The sequence below is a fragment of the Acetobacter aceti NBRC 14818 genome, assembly GCF_000193495.2.
GTDB lineage: Bacteria > Pseudomonadota > Alphaproteobacteria > Acetobacterales > Acetobacteraceae > Acetobacter > Acetobacter aceti.
Genome location: NZ_AP023410.1, coordinates 2,626,273 through 2,641,619, shown reverse-complemented (window position 1 = coordinate 2,641,619; position 15,347 = coordinate 2,626,273). Strand labels below are relative to the sequence as shown.

Below are 15,347 nucleotides of genomic sequence, written 5' to 3'. Positions count from 1 at the left end.
AAAAGCAGAAGAACTTTACACAAAGAACGAAAACATTTCTAACAATTCAAAGTTTCGAAGTTCCCGAGCCGCCCAAGTCTGAGCGGACGTCAGAAATGAAATTTCCGACAGACTCTCGATTGAGTGCCAGCCTGAACAGAGCTTCTGGTGGAATATCTGACCGCACCGGCACCACCTGATCCGAGGGGAAATCCACCACCACATATGGTGTATCCCGTCCTGCTTCTGGAGAAGTGGCTCCGGGAATGGATGGTCGATGATCACCCAGAACGATCAGACGTGCCGGACGCTGGCACTGATCCAGTCCCTCAATCAACTGTCCTATCATCGCGTCACTGTTTTCCAGATGAGACAGATAGCACGCGACTGGATCGCCTTTTCCGTTCCATGGCCCATGATTCTCTATGCTAACAGCATAAAGAAACAGAGGATCGGAATTCTTACTGATTTTATATAGTATTTTATCCGCCAATTCCCGGTCATTCACATAGACAGAAGTCCCGCTACCGCCTGATCCAAAGGATTCACATCCCATCGTTTCAGAAAACCCCATACCCGGCATGACGGTTATACGATCCCCAAAATGCAGATCGTAAGGATGCATGTATATCGTGCGAAACCCGGCTCGTCCCAACAGGGAGGGCAGAGACTGATCGGCATTTTGCAATGCCGTCAGAAAAGGGTCGAACCGGCGGAACCCCAGTTCTTCCTCTGTCTTTCCCGACAGGACCGCATATTCCGTTCGCAACGTATAAGCGCCGAAACCGCTGACATTTAATGAGCCGTATTGCGAAGCCCGTGCACGCGCTTGTTCCAGTCCCGACATTGGAGGAATTACAGCATTCCGGTGCAGAGCGAGCGTTTGCGGATCAGCAAAAGACTCGCATTGAACGATGACAATCACCTCACCCGGTTGCGCCGGAAGTGGCTCCATGTGTGCGGGCGGTAGAAGCTCACGAGACTGCCTGCGCCAGCGCCGCCAATAGATGAAGAGGCAGCCGCCCAGCCCGAACCGTACGATATCCCGCTCCACATCGGGAACAGGGGCCATACGCTCTACAGGGAAAAGCAGCAGAATTACGAAAAACAGCGCCGCAAGCATCAGGCCGGCAACATGTCCCGCAAGAGAAGCATAAGCCATAGCCATGACCAGCAGCGTCAGCATAATGATCAGGCCCGCAGCAATCCCGACACGCAGCACTGGCGAGATGGCGAAAATGTAAAAACATGGGTGTCTGATAAAATATTTCAGAAGAAACAGATCACTGAAGACGAGCGGTTCATAAAGAACCGCATATTTCGCATTGGATGCGACAGCCAAGGCGCTCACGGCAATACCCGTTAAGACAGCCGCGCAGACAGGTGAGCCGCACAGCATCAGGATACTGCCGAAAACAAAACCGGACAGACAGAATCCGACAGAAGCGGAGAAAACGGTTTTACCCGCACCGGTACCCTGTGGTCGCAAGCGCCCTTTCACAAACACGTTGGCAGCCATGCCTGCCACGGCAGACGCAAGCAATCCATAGAAAAGTTGAAGAACGCTCATAATCCCAGACAGGCCCGGAAGAGATTATAATGCGTTCAACGAGCCGGAGCCCTTCCGGTATAGGCATGGAAGACACCAAAATACGTCCGTTTCCGGACATCCTCGAAACCGACCTCCCGCAAGGCGCACAGGATATCTTCCGGAGGAACGCATTCCGCGATGGTGTCCCAATAATATTCCATCAGTGTACGGCTGTCGCGTGTGGCAGCTACGCCTGAAAGCAGTGGCACAATACGTCCGAGATAAATCCGCAGAACCGTCTGCACCAACGCACTTCTGGCTCGACCAATCTCAAGGATGAGAACACTCCCCCCCGGCCGCAGCGCCCGTAGCCACGCTGCGAAAGTTTCCCGCAGATCGGCCACATGCCGCAGGGCATATCCCATGCTGAGCAGATCAAACTGGCCGTTCGCAAAAGGTAATCGCTGGGCATCAGCCTGCACCAGTGAAATCCCCGGCACATTCCGTCGACATTCAGCGAGCATTCCGGCGCTCATATCTAGCCCGGTGACGTTCCCAACTCCGGCAATGCCCGCTGCTTCCCGCGCCACAAGTCCTGTACCTGTAGCGATGTCCAAGACCTGATCACCAGCCTTCAGTCCAGCCTCACGGAGCATGGAACGCCGGAACCACCGTCCGCTTCCCAGAGAGAAAATTGTATTGATCCGGTCGTAATAGGGTGCTGTGCGATCAAACAGGGACTGCACGAACCCCTGCCGCCCGGCTGCCTCCTGATACCATGTAGCGAGAACCGGGTGAGGAGGCACTTTTTCATGAGAAACGTCGGTCATCTGGGGCTCGCGTCAATATCGTCATGAGGCATGACTGGCGCAGCCTCGGCAGGATTTCTCTCACCAAAGTCCTACTCGATGCAAGTCCCCGCATTCCCTCACGTCCTGTCGGACGAACGGGCCTTCCAGACATGAATCATGGCCCATGGAGGCACATGATCGAAGTTTCGAATTACCAAGCGCCGCACCCCGTATTCCACAACAAGTAAAATAGCCAGCATACCCAACGCTCCGCCCTTCAAGGGCCAAAGCCATGCGCCGGGAGGGCCGGCAAGAAGAAAAACTGGCAACAACAGCATCAGAACAAGAAAAACCACCCAGAACCATGTCTGGAGGCGTGTGTAGAGGGCGATATCCTCACGCAGCGCTCCGCCGCCATGAGCCTGTCGGGCCAACGCGGATACGAGCGGCTCCCGTCCGGGCGCCAGCGATGAGATGAAGAGCCGCAGAGGTACAATCAGTCCCACACCGTAGATCACCAGCGCATCGGCATTACGCATCGGTGCTGGAAATATGAGGGCAAGAAAGACCAACAGGGCCGTAACTATCGACCAGAGCAGCCAGCGACCGGTCAGAATCGCAAGACCCACGCCCTGACAGAGAACAAGTGCGGCAGCAATCGTTTTTTCTCCGCCACCTGAAACCTGAACAAAATAAGGGCACAGAAAACCAAGCAGAAAGATCAAACCTCCGGCAGAACGAACATATTTTAACCGGGTGGCAATCATGGTTTCTGATATACTTTTCCTTGGATGGGGCCTGTGATAGCAAATCTCTCCGCATTGTCATTTCTTCGGTATTGAGAGCTTCATGACGACCCAGCCGGGTGAGACCCTCCAGACACCTTTCGAGCGTGAAATCGCAGAGCACCTTGTCGATGTGCTTCAACTGGAAGTCGCTCCCGAAGAAATCGTTCCGGATGATCCCCTCTTCGTGGAAGGGTTGGGGCTGGATTCCATCGACGCTCTGGAAGTCGCACTGATGATCAGCCGTGTCTATAATGTCACGCTCAGTTCGGATGACCCGAACAGCCGCCGGGTTTTCAGTTCTCTTCGTGCATTGGCCTCCCATGTCACCCAAGTACGCGAAAAAGCCGGACAGGCCGAATGACGCCTGCTTCAGCCAGCGACTTTTGGCCCGAAACGGCTGATCTGTCCCTGGTTTTTTCTCCGGATCGTACCGTTTTCCGACATCCGGACGGCACCGCCAGCACGGGCTATGACCTTCTGCGGGCGGCACACCGCACAGCAGCGCTTCTGCCCGATGCGCCGATTGTCTCTCTCTGTCAGGATGTCTGGCATTTCACAGTTCTGTTTCTTGCAACCATCCTGCGAGGCCAGTCTGTTCTGTTGTCGAGCGACCGAACACCGGAACGTCTCTTGCAGCTTGTCGCTTCCCACAGTGCTGTCTGCGTTATGCTGGAAGGTGAGACCGCCATAGAAGAACTACCGGTCGGCACGCTGGTCTTGCCTGCGCCCGACGGGTCCGGAACAGATCAGCCCGACAATCCGGTCATACCCTTCGACAGGGAAGTCGCGACCGTCTTTACTTCCGGCAGCACCGGACAACCGGTGGCCTATGCGAAGAAATGGGGCGCGCTGGTCATCCGCAGTATTGTCGCACGTGAACTTCTCGACCCTGAAGAAACAGCTTCATCCCTGATCGGGACGGTCCCGCCCTATCACATGTATGGCTTTGAAACACTGGTCTGTCAGGCCGTGCATACACGCAGCCTCGTCGCGACCGGCCCGACGGCCTATCCGGCGGACTGGCAGAAAATGCTGGGGCTCACCACCACACCACGCATCCTGATTACAACCCCACTGCAGATGCGCGCGCTGCTTCAGGCCGATCTCGACACCCCTCCGATCACGCGGATCGTATCGGCTGCCGCTCCATTGAGCGAGGATCTGGCCCGACGCTCTGAAGAGACCCTGCATACGGTCGTGACCGAAATTTACGGTGCGACTGAAATCGGCTCGATTGAATTGCCCCGGGTTTTGTGGAGACAGAACGACCCGTGAGGTAAGAAGAATTCATGAGCAACAAATCGAAGCGTTTTCCGCCTGAATTTCGCGAGCGTGCAGCCCGCATGGTTCTGGAGGAAGAGAAGAACCATCCATCACGTTGGTCCGCAGTGATGATGATAGCGCCAAAGCTGGATATTCATCCTGACACGCTGTCAAAATGGACCCGTCTGCATGAGCGGGCCAATGCGCCTGCGGTGAGTGACCTGCCTGATCGAGAGAAGATCAGGCAACTGGAGCGAGAGAACCGCGAATTGCGGCAGGCCAATGAAATCCTGCGCAAGGCATCAGCATATTTTGCCCAGGCGGAGCTCGACCGCATCTTCAGACCATGACACGCTTCATTGAGGAGCATCGGCAGACATATGGTGTCGGGTCAATCTGCAGGGTTCTGTCGATTGCACCATCTGCCTATTACGCTTATCGGGCGAGACAGAAAAATCCCTGTGTGCGCAGCCAGAAAGATAAAGAGCTCTGTCATGAAATCCGCAGGATCTGGAACGATAATTTCTGCGTCTACGGAGTGCGCAAGGTCTGGCATCAGCTCAGACGTGAAGGTCTGGATGTCGCCCGCTGCACGGTAGAGCGGCTGATGCACCGGATGGGACTGAAAGGTGTCATGCGTGGCAAGGGGGTCAGAACCACACGGCCCGATCCGGCACGGCCCTGTCCACAGGATCTGGTACAGCGACAGTTTCATGCACCAGCCCCCAATAGACTCTGGGTTTCGGATTTTACTTACGTTTCCACCTGGCAGGGCTTTGTGTATGTGGCCTTCATCATTGATGTCTTTGCCCGGGTTATTGTGGGCTGGCGCGTCTCGTCCACTGCCCATACCGACTTCGTGCTGGATGCCCTTGAGCAGGCTCTGTGCCAGAGGCGGCCTGAGGGAAAAGTGACCCACCATTCCGACCGCGGATGTCAATATGTGTCCATTCGCTACACGCAAAGACTGGCTGAAGCGGGCCTTGTTGCTTCTGTCGGAAGCGTTGGGGATTCCTATGATAACGCTTTGGCGGAGACCATTAACGGACTTTATAAAACCGAACTCATCTATCGACAGGGGCCATGGAAAAACAGGGACGCTGTTGAGCTAGCAACACTGAAATGGGTCGACTGGTTCAATAATCGGCGGCTCCTGTCCTCCATTGGAAACATCCCGCCAGCAGAAGCCGAAGCACGTTTTTATGCGCAACAGAAATCACATGCATTAGCCGCTTAAATCAGATAAAAAACGTCTCCACAAAACCCGGGGCAATTCAGATCGCGATCAGGCGCACAACCCATGAGCCTGTCTGGCAGCTTTATGATACTATCAATCTGCACATGCATGATGACAGCGTGACTGTCTCCGCTCCCGGTGCGCCGGACATTGAACTGGCCGATCTTGTCGAGCGGATCGATGCGCGACGCTTCCGGCTGATCGGACGACGCAATGATATGGTGAAGATTGCTGGCCGCCGCGCCTCCCTGTCCGCGCTCAACACGATCCTGACAAACCTTCCCGGTGTGGAAGATGGCGCGTTCGTGCCACCGAATACCGACGACGGACACACAATGCGGATGCAGGTTCTGGCCGTCGCTCCGGGAGTAAGCGCTGCCGATATTCTTGCCGGTCTGCGGAAACAGATTGACCCGGTTTTCCTGCCCCGTACCATTACATTCGTCGAAGCCATGCCACGGAATTCCGTGGGCAAGCTGACGGCAGGCGCATTGCGGGAATTCGCCACGACCGTGATGGAAGGGCAAATTATCGGGGAGATCGCATTCCCCGCCAATCACCCGGCCCTTCCGGGACATTTCCCCGGCCTGCCCGTGGTGCCTGGCGCGCTGCTGCTGGATTGTGGTCTCGATCTGGCCGGCCTCAGTCCCGCAAAGATCGATCAGGTGAAATTTCTCCGGCCAGTCCGCCCAGAGGAGACACTCTGCTTCCGTCTACGTCGGGAAAGTGGACGCCTGACACTCTCGGCACGAGTGGCGAACACTGCGAATGCCCCGCTGGTGTTGCGCGCCATCATGCGCACGCAATCGGACTGATGGCAGAAAAGGCAGGTGGCAAAGGAAAAAGAGACCTGGCTCGTTCCTGAACGTGGCAATCATCTCGCCATGAGCCTGATGCTGCGTCTGGCCCGTCTGGTCGGCCGACGTGCACTCACATCCCTGCTTTACCCGATCTCGCTCTGGTATCTTGTCAGGGACACGACAGCGCGCCGGAATTCCCGAACCTATCTGCATCGGGTTCTGAACCGGGAACCCTCGTTACTGATGATCTGGAAACATATCCGCTCTTATGCGCTGATTACGCTGGACCGGCTGTTCATTCTCGATCCCCGAGCCACGCCTCCAAAGATCTCCGTCTCCGGAAAGGAAATCCTGTTTGACGCGCTTCAGGCCGGGCGAGGCTGTATCCTTCTTGGGGCTCACATCGGTTCCTTCGATTCCCTGCGGACCGTGCTGCGCGTCATGCCCGCGCCGCTTACCCTGAGAGTCCTGATGTACCGTCGCTATACAGGAGAAGCGACGCGTCTGATCGAAACTCTGGACCCGGCCTACACTGATATCCTCATCTCCCTCGGGGAGCCCGATACAATGCTGCGCGTCGCCGAGAGTCTGCGGCGTGGTGAAGTTGTCGCGATTCTGGGAGACCGGGCGCATGACATGGGTCGCAGCCTGTCCGTGCCGGTTCTGGGGAAAGAGGCACCGCTGCCTGTGGGGCCGATGCGGATCGCAGCCCTGACGGAAGCGCCTGTTGTGCTGTTCAGCGGCCTACGTTGCCCGGATGGCAGCTATGACATCCGCTTCGAAAAACTCGCCGATCAGATAGTCCTGACAGGAACATCCACAGAAAAGACCGCAATATTACGAAAATGGATGACACACTATGCGGACTGGATGAGTGCGCTGTGCCGTAAAGATCCATTCTCTTGGTATAATTACTATGATTTCTGGGGAGAGCGGTCATGAAAGCATCCGCACGGCTCGCATGCGCTCTGCTTGTTCTGTCTTTCGGCTCCACAGTCCCGATCATGATGGACAGAGCTGTTGCACAGGAAAATCTCCTGACGTCCTCTGCACTGGCGGACACGATCCTGTCCCGGATCGGCGCGGTGCACGCACGGGAAAACCGTTTTCACGAAGTCCGTGTTCTTGCAGCCCTGACCAAACCTCTCGAAAGCAACGGCACGTTGAAATGGCGAGCCCCAGACTATCTTGAAAAACTGACCGAAGCGCCCCGCCGCGAAGATCTGATTATCAACGGAGAAAGCGTGACAGTGGCCCGTGGCGCGGCGCAACCACAGATTCTCGACACCGCCCGCAATCCAGAACTTCAGCTTCTGGCGGATACGTTACGCGCGCCTCTCTCCGGCAATATCGTTCTGTTGCGGCGCTATTATCATGTTTCCGCCTCGGGCAATGAGGGAAGCAGCTGGACTCTCACTTTGGTTCCCGCCACGGCAGACGTTGCAAAGCTGTTGAAAAAGGTGGTCATCACCGGGACCAACAATGCTATTACGCAGCTTGAAATCCTGCAGGCTAATGGGGACAGCCAAACCATCACGATCTCCCTGTGATGCGCCGTTCTCCCAAACAGCTCGCTCTGGTCCTCCTCGCCGCGATTCTTTTCGCCACAACCGTTCTGTTTCTGATTCCCCTGCGCACCGATATGGCTGGTTTCCTGCCACCCGGACAAAACGCAGGTACCCGCTTCCTGCTGCGTGAGGTGCGCGGCGGCGTGGCCTCCTCCTTCATCACCGCTGGAATCGAGGGAGCACCCGTTACCGAGCTGGCCCGCATCAGCCGGGACATGCAGGCGACGCTTAGTCGTGATCCACGCTTTTCAGCCGTGCTCAACGGGTCGTTTTCCTCCGCCGGAAGCGAGAGGCTGCGCGATCTGCTTTTCACCTATCGCTACCTTCTTGCTCCCGAAGCAAAGACGCGCGATTTCTCTCCTCAGGCGCTCACTACTGCTTTCAGCAATGTGCTGGACGGTCTGGAATCTGCCGCCGAACCGCTGGTCATCGCCTTCGCCTTGCGCGATCCGACAGGCGCGTTCCCCGACACACTGAAAAAGCTTCGGCCCGATGTCCAGGCGCGTCTGGCAGAGGGTGTCTGGTTCGCTTCCGACCATGCGGCCGGGCAGGAACGGGCTTTGCTCCTGTTCCGCACAAAGGCAGGCGGCATGGATTTTGCCGCCCAGAAAGACGCGCCCGCTGTCATTCAGGCGGCTTTCGTCGCTGCGCATCCCGGGACAGCCAGATTGTTGCTGAACGGCCCCGCCGTGCTGGCAGTGCAGAGTGCGCAGACCATGCGCAGCGATATTGATCTGATCACCATCGCCTCCATCCTGATCGTGACCGGCGTGCTGTACTGGCAGTTCCGGTCACTGTGGGTGCTGGCAGCTATCGGTGCGCCGTTCCTGATTTCGCTCAGTGTGGCGATGATTGTCGTGCGGCTGTGCTTCGGGTCTGTTCACGGCATCGCCTTCGGTTTCGGCATGACCATGCTGGGTGTTTCGCTGGATTATCCTGTGCTGCTGATCGGGCATCGTGATGTCGGCGAAGGCCCGGAAGCAACCCTGCGGCGTATCGCGCCGAGCCTGCGCCTTGCGGTTCTCATGGCAGCGCTTGGACTGAGTGGCATGATCCTGTGCGGCCTGCCCGGTCTTGCCCAGCTCGGCGTCTTTGCCGCAACGGGCCTGCTGACAGCGGCTGGCGTTACGCTGCTGCTGATGCCACGCCTGATTGTGGCGGCCGATCTTGCTCCATGCATCAGCGGTCCCTCCGCTCCTCTGGAACGCGCGGAACGACTGCGACGACTGCGGCTGCTGTGCGCATTGCCCGTTCTTGGTGCACTTGCCGTGCTGATTATCCATCCACCCGCCCTTGTGACGGATCTCTCCGCTCTCAGTCCCGTTCCGCCCGCCGCCCGCGCGCAGGAAGCGGAATTGCGCCACGAACTCGGCACACCGCAATCCTCCCGCCTGATCGCAGTCCACGGTGAGACACCGGAACAGGTGCTGGAACGTGAGGAAGCCATGCTCCCTGTGCTGACGCAGCTGACACGGATGGGCGTGGTGTCCGGTGTGCAGGGTGCTGCCGATCTTGTGCCGTCCGTTGCCCTGCAACATCAGCGACAGAGTCTGCTGCCTGACGATGCGGTTCTTGGATCTGCCATACATACAGCACAGGCTGGACTGCCTTTTCAGCCGGACAGCTTCAATGTCTTCCGCAAGGATGTCGCAGCGGCACGGACCATGCCCCCGCTCACAGTCCAGATGCTGGCCGACACGCCGCTCGCACAGGGTATCTCACCGCTGCTGTTTCAGCGTGACGACGGCTGGTGGGGATTGATCCTTCCGGCGGACGTCCAAAACATCGCTACCCTCCAGAGTGCGCTTCGACCATTTCCCAGCGTGCTGGTCATGGACCTCAATGCCGAACTCCGGAGCCTCACTGCCTATCACACTCACCGGACACTGCTCTGGAGTCTGGCCGGGGGCATAATGGCGCTGCTCATTCTGTTCGCTGTGTTGCGTGATATCCGGCGTTTGCTGAAGGTGTTCTTCGCGGTGGGTGCCGTGATGGTGATTCTGCCTGCCATTCTGGCTCTGCGCGGCGAGCCCCTGTCACTGATTCACCTCGTTTCCATTCAGTTCGTCACTGGAGTGGCGCTGGACTACGCGCTCTTCTTCGCCCGCCCACAACTGGATAACGCCGAACGAGCCCGCACGATCCGGACGTTGCTGACCTGCAATATCATGACTGTTTTGAGCTTCGGCTGCCTCTGTTTTTGTCATACTCCGTTACTTCGGGAGATCGGCGTGACCGTTTCCTGCGGCGCGTTTCTTTCTCTGATTTCAGGCTTCATGCTGGCTGGACAGAAGCCGTCCGTTGCGGCAACAGACGCCGTATGATTCCGCTTGTCGTCACTGCCGGAACAGCACTCAGCGCTATCGGGGCCGGCCTTGCCGAAACCCGTACGTCGCTGCTTGCCCGTCGATCCGGGCTCGCCCCATGTGGCTTCGCGGGAGTAACGCTTGGTTACACCGGCCGTATTTCCGGCATCGAACAGCACAGTATTCCTGATCCACTGTCCATCTACGACTGCCGGAACAACCGTCTGGCCGATATGGCGCTACGGCAGGATGGTTTCACGGAGGCCGTGGCGGAGGCCCGGGCATTTTATGGACCGTCACGCATCGCGGTTGTGACCGGCACCTCCACGTCCGGCATCCTTACTTCGGAGAAGGCTTATGCGAGACGTGACATTTCAACGGGAATGATGCCGTCCGATTTCAACGAGGAACACACGCAGGATCTGTTTTCCCTGCCGCGCTACGTCTCTGGCATTCTCGGACTTTCCGGCCCGCTGCTCACGGTCTCCAATGCCTGCGCCTCCTCGTCACGTGCCTTTATCGACGCCTGGCACTGGATCGCCTCGGGTGTGTGCGATGCCGCAGTCGTGGGAGGTTCTGACAGTCTGTGCGGCATGACCCTGAGGGGGTTCTCCGCACTCTCTCTCGTGTCTCCCGGTCCGACACGTCCGTGCGATGCTGAACGCGATGGAATTTCCGTGGGTGAAGGCGCGGGATTTGTTCTGCTGGAACGCGCGGGCGTGCGGGCAATACCACCGATGGCGCGCATCCTGGGGCTCGGCGCAGCCAGCGACGGCTATCACATGTCTTCTCCCGATCCTTCCGGACGCGGTGCCATTGCCGCCATGCGTCAAGCTCTGGACCGTGCTGGTCTTCATCCTGACGATATCGGCTATATCAATCTCCACGGCACTGGCAGCATCGCCAACGACGCGATGGAGGACGCCGCCGTGTTCTCCGTCTTTGGCGACCGGACGCCCTGTTCCTCGACCAAAGGGTGGACCGGCCATACGCTCGGTGCCTCCGGGATCATCGAAGTCATCATCTCGATCCAGACTCTGGAGACCGGCGTCATTCCCGGTTGCCTCGGGATAACCGCTGTCGATCCGACATTCCGTTCTCACATCGTAACCACGAATGAAAAGACGGAACCCCGCGCCATCCTGAGCAATGCGTTCGGTTTCGGCGGCACGAATTGCAGTCTCGTGATTGGAGCCGCCTGATGCGCCTGGCTCTTCGTGCGGTTTCGCTTCGGGGGCCGGGCCTGCCCGGATGGACAGGTTCCGTCCCGGTACTATGCGATCCATCACTCTGGACCGACGGACCTGTACGGCCACCACCCCTGATGACGCTCCCTCCTAACGAACGCCGCCGGGCCGGGCCGATCAGTCGGCTCGCTCTCTCTGTCGCGGAAGAGGCCTGTGCCCAGACGTCTCTCAACACGGTGACGGTGTCTTCTGTTTTTGCCTCAGCCAATGGCGATGGAGGCGTGATCGATTCCATCCTGCGCGCGATCACTACATCCGGCGAGGATGTCTCTCCCACCCAATTCCACAACTCCGTGCATAACGCCGCCGCTGGATACTGGACGATCAGTCACGGCTCCATCAGTCCGGCCACAGCCATCGGCTGCTTCGACTGGACCTTCGGAACCGGCCTGCTCAAGGCAGCAGCTGAGGCCGTCACGGAAAACCATCCGATCCTGTTCGTGGCCTATGACATGCCTATTCCAGGACCTATCGGAACCGTGCGGATTACGCCTGTCTCCTTTGCCTGTGCTTTCGTGCTCGACCCGGATGTGGATGCGCCTGCTATGGCTCAGCTGACTCTGACCTACGATGCCTCGGCTCCCGACGCGACGGATCTTCCGGAGGATCCGTCCCTTCGCGCCCTCGCACTAGGAAACCCTGCCGCACGCAGCCTGCCTCTGCTGAGACTGCTGGCCCTGCGTCAGGCAGGCACGATCAGCGCCGGATGCCTGAACGGTGCGCTCCGTATTGAGGTAACGCCTTGCTGAACCGTGACGCCATTCTTGGTCTGATTCCGCATCAGGGGGCGAGTTGTCTACTCGACGAATGTCGCTCCTGGACTGCGACCACTCTGGAAGCGACCACGCGGCGACATCTCGATCCAGATTGTCCTTTACGGCACAGCGGACGTCTTGGTTCTGTCACGACGTCCGAGATTGCCATGCAGGCTGCGGCGCTGCACGGCGCGCTTACTGGCGGCAAGGGGCATGCGCCCGGCTACCTCGCTGCCCTACGCTCCCTCAACCTGCACTGCGACCGGCTGGATGATCCGCGTCATGGCTCCCTGCTGATCCGCGTCACGCAGGACTGTGCGATGGCGGATGGCTTTATTTATGGCTTTACAATCACCGCCGCATCTGGAGAAACGCTCGCTACCGGCAGCGGTACGGTCATGTTCCACGCCACAATAGAGACACCCTGAATGCGCGCACTTGTTACCGGTGGCACCAGCCCTATCGGAGCAGCGATCTGCCGACGTCTCGCGCAGGATGGTCTGCACGTCATCATACATGCCTGTGCCTCCGCCGATAAAGCAGACAGTCTGACGCAAGAGCTTTGCGCAAATGGCCAAAGTGCCGAAACACTGGTCTGCGACCTTTCGGACATCACTGCGACGCGGGCTGCGTTGGCGCCTGTTCTTGAAGCCGGGGTGCCGCAGATCATTGTGCATAACGCCGGCACGCACGACGACGTCACCATGGCCGGAATGAGTGCTGAACAGTGGTCCGGCGTACTGAGTGTCTCGCTGGACGGTTTCTTTGCTGTCGTGCAGCCGCTCCTGCTGCCCCTCACCCGCACGCGTTACGGTCGTATCATTGCTCTATCCTCCATTACGGCCCGTCTCGGCAATCGTGGACAGGTTGCCTATGGCGCAGCAAAGGCGGGGCTGGAAGGCGCAGTCCGCTCACTTGCCCGCGAAGTGGCTGGCCGGGGCATCACGGTCAATGCGGTCGCGCCCGGCGTGATCGACTCTCCGGCCACGGCGGCAGCGATGGATACCGCACAGATCAACGCGCTCGTTCCGGCGAAACGCGCAGGACAACCGGAAGAAGTGGCTGCTCTGGTGTCCTTTCTCGCCTCGGATCAGGCTGGTTACATCACCGGCCAGACAATCGGCATCAATGGAGGTATGGCATGACGGTTTCCGCAACCGGCGCGCAGGACTGTGACGTTCTCATCATCGGTGGTGGACCGGCGGGCAGCACGGCGGCCACTCTGCTTGCCCGCGACGGGTATGATGTCGTGCTTCTGGAAAAGGATGCCCATCCCCGCTTCCATATCGGAGAGTCGCTCCTGCCGTGCAATCTGCCGCTTCTGCGTGACTTGGGCGTGCTTGAGCAGGTGCAGGCGATGGGTGTCTATAAACCCGGTGCCGAGTTCGTTTCGGACCGGGATGACCGTCGCGTACCTTTCCCTTTCCGCTATGCCATCGCAGCGAAAGAAGATCACGCCTATCAGGTTGTGCGTTCGCAGTTTGATGAGCTTCTGTTCCGTAACGCGGCAAAACACGGAGCACGGACTTTCGAAAACACACATGCGCTTTCGGTTGATTTTCATGAAGGACAACGCGCTGTCGTCACAGTGCGGGATGCGGAGGGTAAAGAACAGATCTGGACCCCACGTTTCGTGCTTGATGCATCCGGACGCGAGGGCTTTCTGGGTCGCAAACTCCGCCGCAGAAACGCTGACAGAAACAACTCGACTGCTGCAATCTTCAGTCATTTCCGCAATGTTCCACGCCGTGATGGCGATATGGGCGGATATATTTCCATCCACCTTGTCGACCAGGGCTGGTTCTGGATGATCCCGCTGCCCGACGGTGTGATGAGCGTGGGGTTCGTAGGCGACAAACCAGCCTTTCAGAATCACAACGGCTCCGTGACAGATCTGTTCTGGAAAAAAGTAAAAGAGAGTCCTGCCGTCGCTTCACGCATGGCCAACGCTGAGGCGCTCTCGGAACTGTCCACCACAGGCAACTATTCTTACCGTGCAGATAAAGCCTGGGGTGATGGGTATTATCTGATCGGTGATGCCTATGCATTTCTCGACCCTGTCTTTTCATCGGGCGTATTACTGGCAATGCGGAGCGCCTATCGCGGCGCGAAAGTTACCCGTGCGTGGCTACAGTCGCCTGAACTGGGCGCAAAAACAGCAGCTGCTGCCGAACGGGAAACCTGTGCCGAGATGCGTCGCGTAAGCTGGCTTATCTACAGGATCAATAATCCCGTTTTGCGCAAACTCTTTCTAAATCCACGTAATATTCTACGCATGCGCGATGCGATCATTTCGCTGCTTGCCGGAGATTTCTCGGGAAAACTGCGTGTCATGGCGCCTTTTGCAATCTTCAAGGCAATTTACGCCCTGCTTTCGCTGAAAAAAGAACCCTTGCAATAAAGCAAAAGGACTTCACACAGGCTGATGCTATCTCAGGCATATCTGTGTCGTCATTTTTCTTCTTACAGGAGATTATTTTATGGCATTCCGCTGCAGACTTCCGATTTTCGCAGCAGCCCTCGCGCTTCCTCTTACAGCTTGCAGTCATGCTCCCTGTCTCGAGACATATTATGACTGGGATTACGATCGTATGCCGCTTAGTGAAGCTGTCCAGAAAGTTTCTGAACGGTCGAGTTGTCCGGTCCAGATTGATCCTGCCCTCATACGGAACAGAACCTCTCATGAGATCCACCTGAACAGACAACCGTATCAGGCCATGCGCCACATGCTATGGGGTACCGGACTGAAAGTTTCCAGGACCGAAACCGGCATGATAATTGTTTCCCGTCATCCGGGCGCGGACGCAGCTGCTGAAACGACGAGTTCCTCTCCCAGCAATTAAACTCATGTCGATCTTTGATCTGCTTGCAGCTCTTCTCCACGTTTCCCAGGCTTTGGACACAAAAAAAGCCGCACGGGCTGAGACCCAGGCGGCTGTTGTATCGGAGCGTTCGTTAAAGATGGTTGCGGGGAACCGCACACTACGATCCCGGCGAAATGTGGCGAATGGTCATTCGCAAGCGTCGTTGGTTGCGGGGGCAGGCAACCAACGATACTTGCGGTTGATCGACCGCGAAATAC

Annotated in this window: 15 protein-coding genes and 1 other annotated feature; of the genes, 12 read left to right on the top strand and 3 right to left on the bottom strand. The window is 57.7% G+C overall.

The annotated features are described in order from the left end of the window. Window positions 1–46: 46 nt before the first annotated feature. The 3 genes from EMQ_RS12185 to EMQ_RS12175 form a co-directional block, all read right to left on the bottom strand. Complete coding sequence (locus EMQ_RS12185) at window positions 47–1,549, bottom strand: LTA synthase family protein (RefSeq protein WP_010668804.1); 1,503 nt, start codon at window positions 1,547–1,549, stop codon at window positions 47–49. Between the two features lie 35 nt (window positions 1,550–1,584). After that, entirely contained in the window at window positions 1,585–2,340 is a 756-nt protein-coding gene (locus tag EMQ_RS12180) for a class I SAM-dependent methyltransferase (protein WP_010668805.1), read from the bottom strand. A gap of 98 nt (window positions 2,341–2,438) precedes the next feature. Continuing rightward, a complete protein-coding gene (locus tag EMQ_RS12175; protein WP_231367931.1) occupies window positions 2,439–3,026 on the bottom strand; it encodes a COG4648 family protein in 588 nt (195 codons plus the stop codon). A 124-nt stretch (window positions 3,027–3,150) separates the two neighbouring features. On the opposite strand from EMQ_RS12175, the gene EMQ_RS12170 reads away from it, so the two are divergent. From EMQ_RS12170 to EMQ_RS12115, 12 genes are all read left to right on the top strand, one after another. Beyond that, window positions 3,151–3,450: a phosphopantetheine-binding protein gene (locus tag EMQ_RS12170; RefSeq protein ID WP_010668406.1), complete on the top strand. Its 300-nt coding sequence runs from the start codon at window positions 3,151–3,153 to the stop codon at window positions 3,448–3,450. Further along, entirely contained in the window at window positions 3,447–4,364 is a 918-nt protein-coding gene (locus EMQ_RS12165; RefSeq protein WP_018307929.1) for an AMP-binding protein, read from the top strand. Before EMQ_RS12170 ends, EMQ_RS12165 begins: the two co-directional genes overlap by 4 nt. 14 nt (window positions 4,365–4,378) lie before the next feature. Beyond that, window positions 4,379–5,589 (top strand): IS3 family transposase gene (locus tag EMQ_RS12160; protein ID WP_132012128.1). Its coding sequence is split into 2 segments (ribosomal slippage): window positions 4,379–4,664 and window positions 4,664–5,589, totalling 1,212 coding nucleotides; the frame shifts between segments, so codons are not numbered across the junction. Further along, window positions 4,657–4,773: a sequence feature (AL1L pseudoknot), on the top strand. It overlaps the preceding gene by 117 nt. A gap of 119 nt (window positions 5,590–5,708) precedes the next feature. Beyond that, window positions 5,709–6,404 carry a hypothetical protein gene (locus EMQ_RS12155; RefSeq protein WP_165878935.1) on the top strand — a complete coding sequence of 232 codons (696 nt, stop codon included), beginning with the start codon at window positions 5,709–5,711 and terminating at the stop codon, window positions 6,402–6,404. A 15-nt stretch (window positions 6,405–6,419) separates the two neighbouring features. Then, the gene (locus tag EMQ_RS12150; RefSeq protein WP_010665973.1) at window positions 6,420–7,331 is read left to right on the top strand and encodes an LpxL/LpxP family acyltransferase; all 912 of its coding nucleotides are present in this window, start codon (window positions 6,420–6,422) and stop codon (window positions 7,329–7,331) included. Continuing rightward, a complete protein-coding gene (locus tag EMQ_RS12145; RefSeq protein WP_010665972.1) occupies window positions 7,328–7,939 on the top strand; it encodes a LolA-related protein in 612 nt (203 codons plus the stop codon). The genes EMQ_RS12150 and EMQ_RS12145 overlap by 4 nt, the downstream gene beginning before the upstream one ends. Then, window positions 7,939–10,281 (top strand): MMPL family transporter, encoded by a 2,343-nt coding sequence (locus EMQ_RS12140; RefSeq protein WP_010665971.1) that lies wholly within the window; start codon window positions 7,939–7,941, stop codon window positions 10,279–10,281. The genes EMQ_RS12145 and EMQ_RS12140 overlap by 1 nt, the downstream gene beginning before the upstream one ends. Continuing rightward, window positions 10,278–11,465, top strand: a complete 1,188-nt coding sequence (locus EMQ_RS12135) for a beta-ketoacyl-[acyl-carrier-protein] synthase family protein (protein ID WP_010665970.1) — start codon at window positions 10,278–10,280, stop codon at window positions 11,463–11,465. Before EMQ_RS12140 ends, EMQ_RS12135 begins: the two co-directional genes overlap by 4 nt. Then, on the top strand, window positions 11,465–12,259 hold the full coding sequence (locus tag EMQ_RS12130; RefSeq protein ID WP_231367932.1) for a beta-ketoacyl synthase chain length factor: 795 nt from the start codon (window positions 11,465–11,467) through the stop codon (window positions 12,257–12,259). The genes EMQ_RS12135 and EMQ_RS12130 overlap by 1 nt, the downstream gene beginning before the upstream one ends. Further along, window positions 12,253–12,693, top strand: a complete 441-nt coding sequence (locus EMQ_RS12125) for a phosphotransferase (protein ID WP_010665968.1) — start codon at window positions 12,253–12,255, stop codon at window positions 12,691–12,693. The genes EMQ_RS12130 and EMQ_RS12125 overlap by 7 nt, the downstream gene beginning before the upstream one ends. Continuing rightward, window positions 12,694–13,410 carry a 3-oxoacyl-ACP reductase FabG gene (fabG, locus tag EMQ_RS12120; RefSeq protein ID WP_010665967.1) on the top strand — a complete coding sequence of 239 codons (717 nt, stop codon included), beginning with the start codon at window positions 12,694–12,696 and terminating at the stop codon, window positions 13,408–13,410. Beyond that, window positions 13,407–14,666 carry an NAD(P)/FAD-dependent oxidoreductase gene (locus tag EMQ_RS12115; protein ID WP_010665966.1) on the top strand — a complete coding sequence of 420 codons (1,260 nt, stop codon included), beginning with the start codon at window positions 13,407–13,409 and terminating at the stop codon, window positions 14,664–14,666. The genes fabG and EMQ_RS12115 overlap by 4 nt, the downstream gene beginning before the upstream one ends. The last annotated feature ends 681 nt before the right edge of the window (window positions 14,667–15,347 follow it).